General features: G+C 66.1%; 11 protein-coding genes and 1 pseudogene. 4 read left to right on the forward strand and 8 right to left on the reverse strand.

Annotated features, from left to right (window positions below; genetic code table 11):
• Nucleotides 1-664: 664 nt before the first annotated feature.
• The 4 genes from cas7c to IE318_RS19525 form a co-directional block, all read right to left on the reverse strand.
• A complete protein-coding gene (gene cas7c / locus IE318_RS19510) occupies nt 665-1,534 on the reverse strand; it encodes a type I-C CRISPR-associated protein Cas7/Csd2 (RefSeq protein ID WP_189902057.1) in 870 nt (289 codons plus the stop codon).
• Nucleotides 1,535-1,653: 119 nt separating this feature from the next.
• A complete protein-coding gene (cas8c, locus tag IE318_RS19515) occupies nt 1,654-3,456 on the reverse strand; it encodes a type I-C CRISPR-associated protein Cas8c/Csd1 (protein ID WP_189902058.1) in 1,803 nt (600 codons plus the stop codon).
• A gap of 6 nt (nt 3,457-3,462) precedes the next feature.
• The gene (gene cas5c, locus IE318_RS19520; protein WP_189902059.1) at nt 3,463-4,218 is read right to left on the reverse strand and encodes a type I-C CRISPR-associated protein Cas5c; all 756 of its coding nucleotides are present in this window, start codon (nt 4,216-4,218) and stop codon (nt 3,463-3,465) included.
• Nucleotides 4,219-4,379: 161 nt separating this feature from the next.
• The gene (locus IE318_RS19525) at nt 4,380-6,677 is read right to left on the reverse strand and encodes a CRISPR-associated endonuclease Cas3'' (protein WP_189902061.1); all 2,298 of its coding nucleotides are present in this window, start codon (nt 6,675-6,677) and stop codon (nt 4,380-4,382) included.
• Between the two features lie 897 nt (nt 6,678-7,574).
• On the opposite strand from IE318_RS19525, the gene IE318_RS19530 reads away from it, so the two are divergent.
• Nucleotides 7,575-7,757 (forward strand): hypothetical protein, encoded by a 183-nt coding sequence (locus tag IE318_RS19530; protein ID WP_189902063.1) that lies wholly within the window; start codon nt 7,575-7,577, stop codon nt 7,755-7,757.
• A gap of 252 nt (nt 7,758-8,009) precedes the next feature.
• On the opposite strand, the gene IE318_RS19535 is transcribed toward IE318_RS19530, so the two are convergent.
• The 4 genes and pseudogenes from IE318_RS19535 to IE318_RS19545 form a co-directional block, all read right to left on the reverse strand.
• Nucleotides 8,010-9,173 carry a SpoIIE family protein phosphatase gene (locus IE318_RS19535; protein ID WP_189902104.1) on the reverse strand — a complete coding sequence of 388 codons (1,164 nt, stop codon included), beginning with the start codon at nt 9,171-9,173 and terminating at the stop codon, nt 8,010-8,012.
• Nucleotides 9,174-9,517: 344 nt separating this feature from the next.
• Entirely contained in the window at nt 9,518-9,715 is a 198-nt protein-coding gene (locus IE318_RS45005; RefSeq protein WP_229903611.1) for a DUF6233 domain-containing protein, read from the reverse strand.
• A 306-nt stretch (nt 9,716-10,021) separates the two neighbouring features.
• Nucleotides 10,022-11,020 (reverse strand): acetate/propionate family kinase, encoded by a 999-nt coding sequence (locus IE318_RS19540; RefSeq protein ID WP_229903607.1) that lies wholly within the window; start codon nt 11,018-11,020, stop codon nt 10,022-10,024.
• Nucleotides 11,021-12,011: 991 nt separating this feature from the next.
• Nucleotides 12,012-13,221 (reverse strand): annotated as a pseudogene (locus tag IE318_RS19545) (IS110 family RNA-guided transposase).
• 911 nt (nt 13,222-14,132) lie between these two features.
• Here IE318_RS19545 and IE318_RS19550 point away from each other — a divergent pair.
• From IE318_RS19550 to IE318_RS19560, 3 genes are all read left to right on the forward strand, one after another.
• The gene (locus IE318_RS19550; RefSeq protein ID WP_189902067.1) at nt 14,133-14,315 is read left to right on the forward strand and encodes a hypothetical protein; all 183 of its coding nucleotides are present in this window, start codon (nt 14,133-14,135) and stop codon (nt 14,313-14,315) included.
• 174 nt (nt 14,316-14,489) lie between these two features.
• Nucleotides 14,490-15,845, forward strand: coding sequence for a radical SAM/SPASM domain-containing protein (locus tag IE318_RS19555; RefSeq protein ID WP_189902069.1), 1,356 nt, complete (start codon nt 14,490-14,492; stop codon nt 15,843-15,845).
• Nucleotides 15,846-15,897: 52 nt separating this feature from the next.
• A complete protein-coding gene (locus tag IE318_RS19560; protein ID WP_189902071.1) occupies nt 15,898-16,821 on the forward strand; it encodes a tetratricopeptide repeat protein in 924 nt (307 codons plus the stop codon).
• Nucleotides 16,822-17,169: the final 348 nt, after the last annotated feature.

A 17,169-nucleotide genomic window follows, 5' to 3' on the forward strand; every position in this document is an offset into this window, starting at 1 on the left:
GCGCGGGGCACCAGGTGCAGGTGCAGGTGGTTGCGATCCTCGGCCGCCCCGGAGGGCAACCGCCACTGCCTCAGCGGGTCTACGTCTGCGACAAGGGCTGGAGGTTGCGATCCTCGGCCGCCCCGGAGGGCGACCGCCACACGCTGCCGTTCTTCAGGTGCGTGACTTCGTAGCCGTTGCGATCCTTGGCCGCCCCGGAGGGCAACCGCCACTCTGACGCCGATCTGGTTGATGACCGGGTTCCCGGCGTTGCGATCCTCGGCCGCCCCGGAGGGCGACCGCCACCACCAGGCCGCCGCGCCGCGGGGCCCGTGCGCGTCGTTGCGATCCTCGGCCGCGCCGGAGGGCGACCGCCACGCGGTATCCGTCGGGTCGCCGTACACACCGTCACCGGAGTTGCGATCCTCGGCCGCCCCGGAGGGCGACCGCCACGTCCGCGCTGGTGTAGATACCGACGCGCTGCCCGGGGTTGCGATCCTCGGCCGCCCCGGAGGGCGACCGCCACATGACAGCCCTGCGGCCTCGAGCGGGGTGACGCCACAGTTGTGATCCTCGGCCGTCCCGGAAGGCGACTGCCACTCGCCTGGGCAGTAGGCGTAGTGCTCCAGGGCGGAGAGGGAGATCTGAGGTAGGTCTCCCTCTCCGCCTTGTGGAAGTGTGATGGTCATCCGATCAAGGTGGTCAGGGTGACGCCCTTGGGCAGGTCGGCGTCATGGACGTCCACCTGGTAGTCGCTGAACGAGCGGGCGGTGGCGTCGCCCGGTCCCTTGACGGTGACGCGGTCGAGCAGCTGGCGGGCCGGGGCGTTGCCGAACTTGTCATCGTGGACGAAGACGTACAGTCCGCGGAGGTTGAGCTCGCCGCGAGCAGCGGCACGGTCGTGGTCGAACATGAGGGTGAAGGCCCGCCAGAAGATGGCGAGGTCGTCACTGGTGACCCCGGTGCTGGCGGCGAGTGGGGCGCTGAAGTGGCCCTCGCCGCGGTAGAGGCCGTAGGGGACGATGTGCTTGGATCCCATCTCTGTGTCCTTCTTGGCGAGGTCCTCCGGCTTGGTGGGGGTGACGCGGGTGATGCCGAACTCGAGCGGGGTGATCGGGTCCACGGAGCGGGAGAAGGTGAGCTGGACCGGTCCACGGACCCGCCCGGCCTGGCGGTTCTTCTGCCCGGTGGTCATGACGGCGCCGAACATGCGGACGTCGAAGAAGGCCCGGCACATCCACTGCTGCGCGTCGAGCTGGCTGGCGTCCGGGCCGAGGGCGTCGGCCGCGTAGGCGCGCTCGTGCTGGCTGTTGAGCGCGACGCCGGATTCGACGTAGATGTCGTAACCGGGCTTCTTCTCCTCCTGGTTGAGGAGAGCGACCGTGTTGCGGATCTTCCGCTTGAGGGCGACGTCGGTGATCAAGCCCTGCCCGGACACGGGGTCGGTGCGGGGCATGCCGCCGGCGTCGGGGTCGCCGTTGGGGTTGCTGTCACGGGCCTCGAGGAGGAAGACGAAGTCCATCTTGCGGTTAGGGTCGAGGTGCGGGCTGGTCATGGGCCTGTGTCTCCAGAGTGGTACGAATGGGAATCTTCCGGCTGCGGCCTCCGTGCTGCGGGGCCGGCCAGGGAACGGCATTGAAAGAGCGCGGAGTGCTGGGCTCCGCCGCCGGCCGGTTACTCGGCCTCGGGAGCGGCGCCCTCGGCGCTCTTAACCGACGCTTTGTCCTCGTCCTTGTTCTTCTTGCGTGCGGCCCTGGCGGCGAAGTCTGCCGCGCGCTGCTGCTCGTAGCCGAGGACGAACAGGGCCTGCTGCTTGGTGGTGAGGAGGACAGGAACACCCTGCTCGGGGTCGAAGCGGGCGAACGCCTCGGCCAGCCTCCTGGTGAGCGCCTCGTGGGCGGGCCGGTTGTCGCGGCGCAGCCGCTTGAGGTGGGCGTTGGCCCCCAGGCGCAGGGACTTCAGGACGGCGGCGGGTGCGGTCATGGCGGTGCCGAAGAACTTGTCGCCGATCGTGGCTTTCACGTCCGGCAGCGCCGCGTACTGGATGGCCTCGAGCACGGCGAAGGCCCGTCCGCACAGGTAACCGGGGTCGAGTTGGGCGGTGTCGAGGCGGTCGGCGGGGGCGGTCACCTGGTGGTCCTTCCGGTTCGGGTGGAGCGCGAGGCGCAGCAGGGCGATGCGCGGGTGGTCGATGCGTCGGTCCGCCCGGATGCGCTGCAGCAGGTGGGGCAGGAGGCGGGCGGGAACCGGTCCACGGGTCAGGGCGGCGCGAAGGAGCTCCTGCTCCAGGCCCTTCGGCGCGCTGCCGGAGACGTACTTGTTCGCCTTGTCGTCCCAGCGGCCCGCGGCGAGGGCGAGACGCCAGAGCGGGAGGTAGCGGTAGCGCTGCTCCCAGCCGTCGTAGACGCGGTGGTGCTCGAACCAGGCGCCGAGGTGGTTACGGAGCCGCCCGACGGGGATGTCCAGCCAGTTCAGGACTACGGCCCGGGCGTTGTTGAGTCCCAGGGTGAGCGAGTAGTAGCCGGCGGGGTCGATCCGTTCGGCGGTGGCCGGGTCGGGGTGCTCGTGCAGGGAGTCCAGAAGCCGGGCCACCGCGGCGTCGGTGGCGGCGTCCAGGGCTGCGAAGAGGTCGTCGATCGGCTCCTGCGTCCACCACACGGTGACCGAGTCGGCGGCGCGTCGGCGGTTCGTCTCGCTGGCCAGCAGCAGATTCAGCGCGGCCATGGCGCGGCTGCCGCACCCTTCGCAGACCGGGGTGTTGACCAGTTGTAGGGCCCCGCCCCGCCCGTGCGCCGAGGCATTGATGCTGACGAGCTGGGCGTCGCGGCCCCGGCCACCGGTGGGGATGGCGCCCGACTTGATGCTCTCGGGAATCGTGCCGAGCAGCTCGCCGTCCTTGCCGCACACCAGACACAGGCCGGTGGCCCCCTTGCCGGACTTGCGGGACCGCACGATGGCCGCCCACGCGTCCTGGACGCTGGGCAGCCGGTGGAGCCACGTGTTGTCGATCATCAGGGCGATGTTGTCGCCGGCCGTCATCCCCTCCGGAGCCTGGAGACCCTGCAGGACGCCCGTGGTGACGAACGTCCGCACCGCCTCGGCATACGGGTCACCGGGCGCCGTGTCGGCCCACGCCAGCAGCAGATCCGCGTACGCACCCTGCCGGCGTCGGCCTTCCTCGACGGCGCGCTCGGTGACAGGCTTGCCCGGGGCCTGCTTCGGCAGGGCGAGGACGTACTGAGCCGTGTCCACCATCAGGCATGGAGGCGGCATCGTCCCGGACCGGTAGGCGTACGGGGCGGGCGACTCCATCGGCTTCTCGCCCTTTGCCGCACGACGGTCCACGAGGGTCGCTGCCATTCCGTCCTCGGTCAGCTGCAGAACCCACTGGATTCGCTTGGGCCGGTAGTACGGGGGCGGCAATGCGTTGTCCGCCTCGGCTCGGGCGGCGTACTCGGTCAAACGGTGCAGGAGCATCCCCGCTCACCGTCCCCCGCCGGACGCGGCATCCGCACGCCACCCGGACGAGGTCGGCATCGCGACGGCACCCGCGCCCAGCGGAGCAAGCGGCACCGACATCACGCCCTGGTGGAGCTGCGCGTGGAACCAGTGGTACTGCTCCCCGCCGGAGGCGGGATAGGCGATGGAGTGCAGCATGACGCCCAAGTCCTCGTCACGGCTGATCGGCTGGGCGTCCGTCCTCGGACCAAAGGCCGCGCTGAACTCCCGGCAGCCGAGGTAGGGCTGGGAGAAGCAGGCGCCCTTGTCGACGCGCCGGCGCAGCTGGTCGCGGTACTTCTGTTCTGGTACCTCGCGCGCGTGCGGGGCACGGAGGATCTGCGCGCGGATCCGGTAGTGCACGTCGCGCAGCAGCATGCTGTTGCGCTGATCACGGTCGCTCTCGACGTCGTAGCGACGCGTCGGGTCCTTGCGGAGCGCCGCGACCTCCGCGGCGCTGACCACGGACTTCACCTCGTTGCGGCGGACTGACGTCCATTCGATCGGCTTGAGCACCTCGATCCCCGTGATGACATACGCCATCTCCGGCTTCCAGAAGATCGACTCCAGTACGCCCACCGCGGCGGACGGCGTCATCACCGGATACGAGACCCGCTCCACCTTCAGCTCGGGCCGGGTGAAGCAGGCCAGCGGCCCGGACACCTCCACCACCAGATCGGGGAAGGCCCACCCCCCGTTGCCCCGGCGGTCAACCGAGGCCGAAGCCGTCTGAACGGCCATAGAAGAACCCCCAAGTCCCTCACCAGACACCCTCATTCGTGAAGGAGTCGTAATGACATCGCAGGATATGCACCCCCACTGACAGTGGTGCCTCACCAGCGGCTTTTTCCGCCAGTCCCTGCCCGATCACCGGTGAGCAGAGCCGCCGTCGGGGAGGGTTTTCACACGACGCCGTACGCGTCAGGGCTCTCCGTCTCGTCAGGGTCGAGCCCGCGCCTGTCGTGATAGGCGCCGAGCCAGAGCAGCAGGTCGCCGGTCACCGGAACCGCCAGCCCGGACCGCAGCGCGGCCTCGGCCTCCTGTTTCGGAAGAGAAGCTGTGTGTTGCTGGAGGCCGCGCAGGACCTCCGGGCCGCATGGCCGGAAAGGATCCGTCAGCTGTGCGACCGCTGACTCGATCTGTTCTCGATCGCTCTCGTCGCGAACGACCACGACCGGGACGCTGTACTCGTTGTCGATCATCTCGAAGGCACGGTCCACCTTCGGGAAGTCGAGGGCACGCCGCAGGTCCTGGATCTCGGAGCCCAGTCCCAAATCGGCGTCCCCACCCTGCTGGTACGCGTAGCGCCGCTGGTAGTAGCGGTGCAGGGCTCCGAGATCGTCCGGCTGGGCAAGGCCGGGTCCAAAGAACTGCTCCCCGGCTTGCACCGCGGCCTTGTATTCAGCGCTGCGGGGGCTGCCGCCGTCGGCAGGCTCGAAGACAACCACGATGCCGAGTCCGCTCAGTCGCCCATCGCGGTTGCAGCGACCTGCTGCCTGCTGCAACGACTCCGGCGGCGCCCAAGCCCGATACACCCGCGGGAAGTCCACATCGACACCTGCCTCGATCAGGCTCGTGGACACCACCTGGACCGGATCGCCCCTGCGGAGCAGCTCACGGATCTCAGCGATCACCACCCTGCGGTGGGCGCCGGTCATACGCGTCGACAGGTGCAGCACCTGGCCCTCGGCGGACTCGGCCTCCAAATGCCGGTGAAAACGTGCCGCGTCCCGCGTCGTCCCGACCACCGTCAGCACCTGCGGATACGTTGCCGCCTCGCGCGCGATGCTCTCCAACGTGACGTCCTGACTGGTCCGCCATTCGTACGTCACTCGCCGCAACCTGTCGAACAGCGCCGCCGGACTGTCGACGATCGCCCTACGCTCCAGCCCCTTCCAAGCTGAGAGCTCCCAGAAGGACGGCTGGGTCGCCGACGCCAGCAGCACCGTCACCCCGAAGTGATCGACCAGGCCACGCAGCCCACTGAGGATCGGGGCGAGAAGACGGTCCGGCAACGCCTGGACCTCGTCGAGTACGACGACCGAGCCGGCCAGGTTGTGGAGACGCCGCATCTGCGACGGCCGGTGCGAGAACAAGGACTCGAAGAGCCGGACCGTCGTGGTCACTACGAAGGGCGCGTCCCAGTTCTCCGCCGCCAGTTTCGCCGTCCGAGCCCGCTGCCGCAGGTCTGCACGTTGTTCCTCGGTCAGTGAGCCGAGCACGGCACCCTCCGGCTCAAGGTCGACCGCACTGTGGTGCTCCAGTACAACAGCCGGCTCGCCGCTTCCGACCTCCGGATCGAGTAGGTCCCGGTACACGGCAGCGTTCTGCTCGGTGATCGAGATGAAGGGAACGGCCACGATGACGCGCCGCTTGCCGTGCTCCGCCGCGTGCCGGAGCGCGAAGCCGCCCGCAGCCATGGTCTTCGCCCCACCGGTCGGGACCTGCAACACATACACACCGGGCTCTTCCGCCGCCGCCGCGCACGCCTGCTTATATACGGACTGTCGCACCGCATCGATCGGAGAAGGGTCACGCCCCACCAGGTACTGGCTTCTCCGGGCCTCGAAGCGTTCCACCAGGGCCGCCATGACCGTTGGCTCCCTCACCCGGACGGTCGTGCCCTCGAAATGGGCCGACGTGTCGAGGTAGTCGGCGTCTACGACGCAGGAGAACAACATCCGTAGCAGGAGATCGAACCCCAGACGCTGGTCCAGCTTGGGTAGATCGAGCAGCCAGCTGGGCAGATGGATCTTCGACGGGCGATGAATCTCCGGGACGATCCGCTCCACAGCCTGGATCGCTTCCTCGACTCGCGCGGCCTCTGAGCCCCCGCGGCGGGTCTTGTGCAACTCGTCGCGGAGGCATTCCAGATCCGGGAGGCCTCCGTGGTGGCCGAAGACCACAGCCGCACAAGCCAGTTGGGTGTACCGCTCTGCCAGGACCGTGCCGGCGTGCTTGTGCGGGATCCCCACTCTGCCTTTGCCACCCCGCGCCTCGACAGCCTTGAGCTTGTCCTGCCAGGCGCACGCCCCCTTGCCCACGTCGTGTACCAGGGCCAGATACTCCGCCAACTCCCCGGCCCCGAACACCTCCCCGAAGCGCCGCGCCAGCGCAGCCGAGCCACGTAAATGATCCTCCAGCGCGTGCCGCACCCCCGAAACCCCACTCATGCTGTGCGCATACAACGCACCCCCCATAGTTGCCACTCCCTCCCCCTCCACGCCGGGCGGCGCCCTCCACACCACACCGTGGCCAAGACCGTAGCCGCCCTATCTGACATCAGCCGGCCAGTGTGCCGAACCAGTAGGCTCCAGACTCCGTGGCTCGTTCCGGGAGCGCCTTGCCTCGGAACCTCAAGTGGACACACGACACGCGGGTCGCACCGAAGCCGAATGTCCGTATTCAACGGCTCTGTCGCTCGCTGCTCGCCCACACAGCAGCGAGCGATACGCTGTTTCCACTGCTCAAGCAGCCTGGCAGTCCCGCTGCGGGGGACCGAGGATCGCAACCAAGCCGCCGACCTCATCGCCGAAGGCCTCGTCGACTGGCGGTCCCCGTCCGGGGGACCGAGGATCGCAACATTTTCAAGTAGTGTCAGACGCCACCATGTACCGGCTGGCGGTCCCCCTCCGGGGCGACCGAGGATCGCAACCTGCGCTGGATGACGGGGGTCATGACCCTCGCCCTCTGGCGGTCGCCCTTCGGGGTGACCGAGGATCGCAACCTGGTGCAGTGGTGTGGATCGTGGTCGGTGCCGTGGCTGGCGGTCGCCCTCCGGGGCGACCGAGAATCGCAACGTGACCGGCACGCGCACCCTGGAGTCCGAGACCTACTGGCGGTCCCCCTCCGGGGCGACCGGGGATCGCAACTACAAGGACATCTCTCACGTCGGCCTGTACGCCGGCGCTGGCGGTCGCCGCCCGGGGCGACCGAGGATCGCAACGTCGTCTGGGAGCACCTGATCGGAATCCCTGGCCCACTGGCGGTCGTGATCAACAGAGCAGCACCGTACGGCCCGGCGGCCGACCGCGCGGGAGGCTGTGGATAACCCGCCCCGGGTCGCGGACCGTCAGCCGTGCCCTTAGACCAGACGTATGAGCAAGGACAGCGAACGGATCTACCACCCCGGCGAGATCGTCCCCGACTCGGGCATCTACGAGTGCGACTGCGGACAGCACCAGTGGAGCACGGACGTCAAAGGGCACCGCTTCCCGCCGATGCACGAGGGGTGCAGCGGCAGCGGCTGGAAACTGAAGGCCGCCGCCCACCCCAGCTGACCGTCCGGGGGAGCGGGATGGTCCTCCGCCCACCGATAGAGCCGATGTTGGCGCAGGCCCGCGACAGCCTGCCGCCGCCCAGCGCACTGCCCGGCGACCCGGTGTTCCAGCCGAAATGGGACGGTTCTCCGGACACCTCGGGATGTCTCATTCGGCCAGGTCTTTAGAGCCGCAGCAGTTGGGCAAAAGCCAGGGGCAAGGCCAGATGCGAGAGCTTATCGCCGTCCAAGGGGGTGCCCGCCCTTGTTGCGCCTACTGTCCGGCTGATGCCTGGTGAGTGTCCGCGCCAGAGCTGACGTGCCGCTGGGTCCGCTCAGGGCCGTACCAGTCCAGGCACATCACCGTGGCATCGTCTTCGAGCCGGCCCCGGGCGGCGTCGCGGACTGCAGACGTCAGCGTTAGCGCTGTCTCCCGCGGGTGCAGGTCCCGGGTGCGCTCCAGCAGGGCTAGCAGGTCCACTTTCTCCCCGTGACGTTCGAGCATGCCGTCGGTGAGCATGAGCAGACGGTCACCGGGGCGTAGGTCGATGTCCTGGACACGGTAGGGATGGGGCACGGGCACAGGCAGCCCGAAGGGCAGGTCCGCCTCGCAGGTGATCGTCTCCGCGGCCCCCTCACGCATGCGCAGTGGCCAGGGATGGCCGGCATTGACGAGCTGAGCACGACCGGTGTGGAGGTTGATGCGCAGCAGTTGCCCGGTGGCGTGACCGCGACCGTGGCCGGCCAGGGCCTGGTCGGCCCGGTGAGCCTGCTCGGCCAGGTCGGCTCCTGCGCGACGGGCGCCGCGCAGGGCGCCCACCAGCACCGTGGCGGCCAGGGCGGCATCGATGTCGTGGCCCATGGGGTCAGTCACCGACACGTGCAGGATGTCGCGGTCCAGCGAGTAGTCGAAGGTGTCGCCGCTGAGATCTTCGGAGGGCTCCAAGTGCCCGCACAGAGTGAACTGTGCGGCCTCGCACGACAGTGAGGGGGGAAGCAGCTGGTACTGGATTTCAGCCGCCAACGTGGGGGGCGTTGAGCGTTTGCCCCAGGTGTAGAGGTCGGTGAAGCGCCCGTTGGCGATCACGACGTAGGCCAGGATGTGGGCGGCTTCCTCGACCGCGTCAAGGACGTCGTCGCCGGGGTCGGCGGGCAGGAGCAGTTCCAGTAGTCCGATGGCGTCCCCCCGGTTGGTGACCGGCACGATCACCCGCTGTCCCTGACCGGTCGTCTCCTGATACAGCCGCTGCGTACGAATCACCTGCTCGTAGACGCTGCCGACCATGGGGATCCGCTCCGCTTCCCGCCCATCCTCCGCGCCGATGGCCGTGGACAGCCGCGCCACCGCCTTCCCCGTCAGGTCCACGATGAGAAAGGAGATCTTCGTGGCCTCGAAACGCCGCCGCAGGTCCTCGGCAACGACGTCGACGGCGTCCACCGGCGCCGCTCTCTCCGCTGCGGTCAGCAGCCAGGGAAGTCCACTCTGCTTACCGCTCACGACCACGGCCCCTTCCACCAGCCCCTTCTACAGCTTGGGAACCGCTATGGCGGACGTCAATCTGCGCACGATCACGCTGAGTTACATCCTTCACGCTATGCGGTTGTGGAGATGAGTCAGCCTCGGCGGCCGGAAGCGGGCGCCGCCGTCTGGTCGCGAGACTCGCGGGCGGGGCCGTGTCTCATGAGACACGGCAAATCTGGAGAAGGACGGGTTAAGAGCGATCCTGTTCACCCCCTGCCCCGCCCCAGGGCCCGTGCTGCTGCAGTCCCGCCGAGGCAGTCTCATCCAGACCCGATTCCCCGATCTCGTCCGCGCGGCCACCGCCCTGCCCGACGGCCTGGTCCTCGACGTAGAGCCTCCGCCCGCGTCACCGGCCATGCCCGCTTTCCCACGCCCCAGCAGTCGCCCGTATGCACGGCCACCAGGTTGTTCTTGTTCAGGCCCACCTCGAGCAGCCACTCGGGCGCAGGCGGCCGCATCTCCGCACCGCGGCGGCGCTCGGCCTCCCGCCGCTGCTCCGTCGCGATCCACCGGTCGATCTGCTCTAGGGCAGCCGCCGCCTGCTGCACGACCACCCGGCGCGCGAACTGCAGCAGCTCAAGACGGGATGGCTCGGCTTCGTTCACGTTCGAGCTTAGCCGTCTGGTCTGCGGGGAGCCCCGTGACCCAGACGGGGCGGCGTACAGGACCAGACGTCGCCGCTCCTCCGTGCTGTCCAGGTCCAGGAGGCCGGTTCTTTGCGCGGGCCAGGTAAGTGTGGATGTGCCGGCACATGCCTTGACCAGTCACGTGCCGCCGAGCACCCGTCGGGTCTCGACGGCGATCTGCTGCGTCTCGCCGGTTGCGACCACGAGGACCGGGACACCTCTCACCGCCTGATCGATGCGTCGGTGGCCTTCCCGCATCAGATCTTCCAGTTCGGGGACGAGCAGCCCGCCTCGTACACCGAGAACAGTCAGGGCCGAGCAGATCTCCTCGCGTACCTCGGGTTGGTCTTCGCCGATCTCCCCGGTGAAGACCAGGGCGTCCAGCCGGTCCAGTGAGGCGGCCATCGAGGCGATGCCCCGGCGGCAGCTCAGTGTGAACGTCGCCAGCGCCAACGCGGCCGCGGCATCACCCTCCGCGCGGGCGCGCACCAGGTCCCGGGTGTCTCCCGAGGTACCGGAGAGGCCGAGCAGACCGGAATGCCAGTGGAGTGTGTCATCCAATTCGTCCGTGCTCAGACCGTGCCGCCGCTGCAGCCACAGCAGCGCGCCGGGGTCTAGGCTGCCGCTGCGCCGACTCATCACCAGGCCTTCCAGCGGAGTGAGGCCCATGGTGGTGTCCACGCTGCATCCGTTCCGGACGGCGCAGGCCGAGCAGCCGCCACCCAGGTGTACGAGCACGACCTGGAGGTTGTCGACGGGTCGGCCCAGGGCCTGCGCCGTCCTCTGCAGTGCCCACGAGTAGGAAAGCCCGTGGAAGCCGTACCGGCGCAGCTCGTATTCGGCTCGCCATCGCTCCGGCACGGCGTACGTGCGCGCCTGTGCCGGCAAATCCTTGTGGAAGACAGTGTCGAAGCAGGCGATATGAGGAACGTCGGGCAGGAGTTCTCGTGCGGCATCGACCACATGCAAGGCAGGGGTCACGTGCAACGGCGCGAGATCGGCGACGTCCGCCAGCACAGCCCGTACGCGTGCGTCGATCAGCGTATGTCCAGTCAGGTGCGGACCACTGTGGACGATGCGATGACCAACCGCCGCAGGAGCGGGCACCTCGCTGAGGAAGTTCCGCAGTTCCGCCACCGCAGCAGGCCCCGGGGGCTCCGAGGCGTCTCGATCCGCTACCCGTTCACCGTCCGCCGGGAACAGAGCGATGTGAAGGCTCGAAGAGCCAGCATCGAGGACCAGTACGTGGCCATCACGGCTCTCGTGGGAGCGGTCAGCACTCATCACACACCTCCAGTGCACTCACGTCCTCCGGCACGGTGCGCCCGGAGTGCGACCCTGCGCCCAGGGTCGGCCTCGGTGCGGACCGGGTTGTGCTCCGCCCGGCTCGGCAGGTCGGTGAAGAAGGCGCTCATGTCTCAGTCGCCGTCCTCCAGGCGGGTGCCGACGTTTCGGCCACGTCGGACACGTCGACCTGCTCGTTCGCCGCCAGGGGCGCCGTCGGCGTCCATCTGCCAGCGGATGCCCCTGGCGGTGCGGTGGCGCGGTTCCTCCCGCAGGCCGGAGGCAAGGTCCCGGGCCGAATCGGAGGGCAGACCTCGGGCCGGCGCCAGGACGGGCCGCAGGTTCCTGCCGATCGTGTCCGCTTCGGGCTGCCCCATAACCCTTGTCCTGCCGCCTGGTAGGCCTCGGTGCTGTCGCGTCTCGCCGCCTCCCTCAGGCTGCCACCACAGGGAGGGATCCGCTCGTCCACCCGTTCGGCAGCACGCCGCGCCTGCAGGACAGGGCACCCCTAGCGTGCTGAATGTGCGACCCATTCTCCCGAAGATCGAGGGCGGCCGGGTACAGGGCCTCCTACTGCCCATCGAGGACGGCATCGACGCCATCCAACCCGCTGCTCGTCCACATCGGTGGCGCGGAGCATCTGGACAACTGGGGGTATCGCCGAGGTGAGCCCAAAAGCGGCCACGAGATGATCTTGGCTACTGGCCGAGGTTGCTGACGCACTTCGCGCACTCGCGGCGAGCTTTGCGCTGTGGGGTGCCGTAGCCGCTTAAGTCAGAGAAGAGATGCGTCGTGGCTGGGGCGGTCGGCTCCACGGCTTTAGACACCTCACGATCCCAACGCGTCAAGCGGCGGAGGCGACTTCGGTGGGGAACGCCGTGTTCTCGTCGAACAGCTTGCAGTGCTGGAGGCAGTGATAGAGCTGTCCGATCATGCGGTTGAAGAGGTTCCTCTGAGCGGCCGAGTGCCAGTCGCCGTGCTCGCGGCGTCGTCGGTAGTGGGCGTTGGCCCCGGCTGATGCCCGCAGTGAGGCGAAGGCCCAGAGGTAGCCGGCGTGGTTGAGGCGGTCGTTCTTCACCCAGCGGCGGGTGATGGATGACTTCTTGCCGGAGGCTGTGGTGACGGGCGAGGAGCCCGCGTACGCCTTCAGGCCCCGGGCGTCGGCGAAGCGGGTGTGGTCGTCCCCGATCTCAGCCAGGATCCGGGCGGTGAGCTGGATGCCGAGCCCGGGAAGCTCAGCAGGATCTCGGCGTCCGGGTGCTGAGGGAACGCCTCTTTCACCGCCTCGGCGAGATCGGCGGCGGCGGTGCAGGCGGCTTCCAATTGGATGAGCAGGGCGAGCATCTGCTTGCCGAGGGCGTCCTCGACGAGGGGCGGCTGGTGGGCCCAGGCGGCGCGGAAGACGTCACGGAGGCGCTCGGCTTCCGCCGTGATGCCGCGCTTGCGGCCGGCCCGCTTGAGGGCGGCTTGGAGCTGGGTGCGCGTCAACCGCGCGGCCAGCAGCGGGGTCGGTCCGGCCTTGAGGAGCTCGCGGGCCTCGGGGCGGCACAGGCCGTCGGCCCAGGTGGCGAAGGCGTCCAAGGCAGCCGGGTAGTACTCGCGCAGCAGAGACCGGAGCTGGTTGGCGATCTGCTGCCGGTTCCACAGAGCGTCCTGCTGGGCGCGGGCCAGGACGGCGATCGCGCGGCCGAGGTCGGAGTCGTCGGGGAGTGGCCTGTGGGCATGCATGTCTGTGCGCAGGATGTTTGCCAGGACGAGGGCGTCGCCGGGGTCGGACTTCTTGCGCGAGACGCTGTGTCGGTCGCGGTAGGGGCGGCCGCCATTGGGTTGATCGCGTAGACCTTGCGCTTGCCCGTCCGCAGGACGGCGACCAGGAGGCCGCGGGTGGTTTCGATTGCCACCGGGATCGGGTTCTCTTCGGTGTCGCCGTGCTCGGCGAGCAGTTCCAGCAGCAGCTGGTAGCCGGCTGCGTCGTCGGTGATATGGCGTTTGGCGAGTAACTGGCCGGTGTCGTCTACCAGAGCGACGTCGTGCGTCTTCTCTGCCCTGTCGATTCAGCAATAGATCAAGGCAGTTCCCTCCCGATGTGCAGGTATTTACGCTGGTCACGAGCGCATGCGGGCCACGCGAGCGACCTAATCCCAGACCTCGACCACGAGGGTTGGGTCGACACCTCACAAGCCGTTCGTGGCACCAGCGCACCCCACGGGCCCCGGTCTGCGCGGGAGCTCAGACGGCTCGGGCGTATCGAGAGGTCACCATGCGGCAGGCTCACACCACCAACACCAACGGGTGATCAAGCGGCGAGTGTTGACGGTCGAAAGTGCCGAGCAGCACCCCTCTTCGAAGAGCCCTCGAAGGTCTGGTCCCAACGAGACGTCCGCTCAATGGCCACGACCGTCAAATTCTTCATCGTGGTGGCGGCCGTGAAGGCACCGGACGCTGCCGCTCTGCGAAGGGGCCTGCCGGCCGGGTGGATCCAAGGCGTCCGCCAGGCGCCCATAAGCCGCCACCACGACGAGCACCGGGACCGCGCGCACTGTCTAAAGCGAGGCGTTGCCCGCCCGGCAGCCACAAGATGTCACGATCCGGCACTCGAACATCCCGAGGACCAACCGCTCTATCGGAACGCCCTTAGCAAGGGATTAGGCAGCCACTTTGGCGCGAGCCTCGAAGATGATAGCCCCCACGTCGTGCTTTAGTGGGCAGGTCCACAGACTGCCCGACGCGCCGGAAGCTTACGGGGCCATGATCACTCGCGCCAAAGCAGCTCCCGCTCAAAGCCGCTCCACCGACCTCTGAGACCGGACTCAAATCGGAGTACAAAAAACCACACTCTCGTGTTCTGATATCCGACCAAATGGCGTACTCCTGTTTGAGGCTAACACGAGAACCGCATACGTTGAAACGGCGGGCGAACACTAGAGCCCATCGATCATTCGCCAAGACCTACTAGGGAGCTGGCATGGCACTCGAAAAGGAGCGCGAGAAGCCGCGCGTGAAAATCCACATCTCCAACGACAACCTCCCGAGCCGTGCGCGTGACGCTGTGAACCGTCTGATGGAAGAACTGCAGGCCGCTGACGTCGAGGTGGAGACGGCGGGATGTCAGAACTTCGTCAGTTGCGGGAACTACAGCCTAGAGTGATTATCACTCAGACGGGGACGTCTACCTGAGTGAACCACGCACCTCGTTTCCGCACATCTACTCGCAGAACATCTGCACGGTTGGCCGACCCATGCTGAATGGCACGGGTCGGCCAAACGAGTCTCAGATTCCCTGTACCTCTCTTAGGGCTCGTGACCGGATAGGAGAACAACCGTGAAGCTTTCGAAGTTCAACGTCTCGATGGTCCGCAACGAAAACATTGTTATCTACAACGGGGTCAGTGGTGCCGTCGTCCAACTGCCTCACGACGCTTATGAGGAGATTCAACGATGCTCAGCTACCGATGACGAACCGCAAGTATCAACCGACATCCTTGAACGTCTCGCTCTCGGCCGAATGATCATTCCTGAATGGGCTGACGAAGTAGCTTTTCTCGAACGTCGCTACCAAGCGAGCCGAGGGGCTAAATCGAGGCTGGGACTGACCATCGTGACCAGCCTCGGCTGCAATTTCGACTGCCCTTACTGCTTCGAAGCGAAGCATCCCTCCATCATGGATGCAGATGTTCGGGACTTGGTACTACAGGTACTTACAGACCAACTGGAGAATCTGCAGAACTTCCACGTTACATGGTTCGGCGGTGAACCGCTCGTCGGAAAGAAAGCCCTCTTGGATCTTTCGGACGAGTTCATCAAAGCGTGCGACGGCGGTGGCGTGCGCTATAGCGCAAACATGCTAACCAATGGCTACCTGCTCGATGAGACGACGTGCTCACAACTTGCTGACAGTCGGGTGACGTCGGTGCAGGTCGGCCTCGACGGACCACCTAAGGTGCACAACAAGCTTCGCCCCCTGGCGGGTGGAAAAGGGACGTTCTCCAAAATCGTGGAAAATCTGCATCATGCAGTGTCGTTCTTTGATGTCAGTGTACGAGTCAACGTAGACAAAGATAATTTCAGGTACACCGAAGAGCTGATGCGACTCCTGGCCGACGAAGGACTATCGGGCAAACTTCACGTGTATCCGGGCCAAATCGTGGGTGATGACACGAGCACTGCGGCTCCGTCTGTCACCTACGAGGGGAAATGTTTCGTAAACAAGGAGTTCGCCCTTGCGGAGCGAGACTTCTTCAGGATTGCAGAATCCTACGGTTTCACATCTCCTGCTTTGCCGAAGCCGACGGGAGCGCCGTGCACAGCCGTCCGGGCGAACGAATTGGTAGTCGGAAGCAAGGGGGAGTTGTATAAGTGCTGGAATTCCGTCGGAAACCGCATGGAGGAGATTGGGAATATTCGCGATTACACAAACCCGAACGGTCGAATGCAGCGCTGGCTGAAATATGACCCTTTCAGCAATGAAGAATGTCGTACCTGTGTAGCTCTACCAGTCTGCATGGGTGGCTGCGCGCACTACGCATTGACCTCGTCCAACTATGAAAATCGTTGTGGCACCTTTCGGCATACGTACCAGGAGCAGGTCGAGTCGTACGTTGCGTCAGCTGCGCCTACATATGAGGCTGGCTTCCTCATTGCGCCGCAGAGCCTGTCCATTCGGGCAGAGACGCGGTGACGTAGGTGACTGCACGTAAGTCTAAGTAAGGGCGCAAGGAAGAAGAGTAGAGGTGTCAAGTTCAACGCACGAGGCGTTTGAAAGAGAATATTTTAGTCAAGATATCACCAGCTTGTGCGATTCGCTTAGGCAACGGCTTGATGAGTGTGTCCGAAATTACGGGGAGTCTCATCTTGATACAGCTTACTGCCTCCATGAAATCGCCTACGCGACCTATTTCGCCGGTGACTACTCCGCCGCTATCGAATATTTCGAGCGGGCGTTGACGATTCGCCGGACGAAGCTTGGAAAATGGCATCCAGACACAGCTCATACCCTCAATGACATCGGAATGGTGCTTCTCACGGTAGGCCGCTGTACCGAGGCTGAGAAAAACTTCGAGCGGGCATTGGAAATTCGGCGGGCGAGGCTTGGAGAATGGCATCTAGACACAGCTCATACCCTCAATGACATTGGAATGGCGATTGCCGCAGGCGGAGAAGTTGAGCCAGCAGTAGCATATGTCCGTCGCGCGCTAGAGATTCGAATCAAAGTATCGGGCGCGGACAGCATTGACACCGCGATTAGCCTGAATGACCTAGGTGTGCTGCATCGCGCTCAGGGCGACTGTGAGAAGGCCAGGGCTTCCATTGAGGAAGCACTTCATATCCGGCGTAGAAAGTTGGGCACCGATCACCCTGTAACGGCGCATAGCCTACATGAATTGGGGGTCGTGCTTCGCGTTCAAGGCGAGTATGAGGAGGCCGGAGGTGCCATTGAGGAAGCACTTCATATCCGGTGTAGTAAGTTGGGCACCGATCACCCTGTAACAGCAGACAGTCTGCGCAACCTTGGGCATCTAAAATACATGACAGGTAACCATGCAGAGGCAAAGAAACTCTTCAGCGAGGCGTTGCATATTTATGTCGATACTTTCGGGGAAGGAAGCAAACAAGCATTGCGCTCCCGGCGCATTTTGATGCTTATGCAGCAATGAGGAGCGTCGGTTCTGAACTCTGGACGATGCGCGGAGGCGCGGTGATCAACTCCTTTCGTTCCCCGCGGTCCGGCCGGCGCAGCTTGCTCCCGTCGACGGCACCGCACGGTGGCTGAGGCCGGTGGGGGTGCAGCGAGACATACGCGCGCCTGGCCGATCGGCGCATCCGCCGTCGTGGCTGACTGTCGGCGGCTGAGGTTTATACGGCCCCGTGCGGCGGTGGCCGCCGTCGACCAACGACCGGTTCCTGATGATCAGCCCTGGGCAGTGTCTAGGTGTGTTGTCCCGGGACGTTGGTGACACGCGTGCTGGGTGCTTGAACAGGTGAGGGCCTTCTGGGTTCGGTGT

It is taken from the genome of Streptomyces spiralis, assembly GCF_014654675.1.
Taxonomy (GTDB): domain Bacteria; phylum Actinomycetota; class Actinomycetes; order Streptomycetales; family Streptomycetaceae; genus Streptomyces; species Streptomyces spiralis.

Coding starts and splice junctions, on each gene's coding strand:
- cas7c (WP_189902057.1), bottom strand. CDS start 1,534: ATGACCAGCCCGCACCTCGACCCTAACCGCAAGATGGACTTCGTCTTC.
- cas8c (WP_189902058.1), bottom strand. CDS start 3,456: ATGCTCCTGCACCGTTTGACCGAGTACGCCGCCCGAGCCGAGGCGGAC.
- cas5c (WP_189902059.1), bottom strand. CDS start 4,218: ATGGCCGTTCAGACGGCTTCGGCCTCGGTTGACCGCCGGGGCAACGGG.
- IE318_RS19525 (WP_189902061.1), bottom strand. CDS start 6,677: ATGGGGGGTGCGTTGTATGCGCACAGCATGAGTGGGGTTTCGGGGGTG.
- IE318_RS19530 (WP_189902063.1), top strand. CDS start 7,575: ATGAGCAAGGACAGCGAACGGATCTACCACCCCGGCGAGATCGTCCCC.
- IE318_RS45005 (WP_229903611.1), bottom strand. CDS start 9,715: ATGCGGCCGCCTGCGCCCGAGTGGCTGCTCGAGGTGGGCCTGAACAAG.
- IE318_RS19550 (WP_189902067.1), top strand. CDS start 14,133: ATGGCACTCGAAAAGGAGCGCGAGAAGCCGCGCGTGAAAATCCACATC.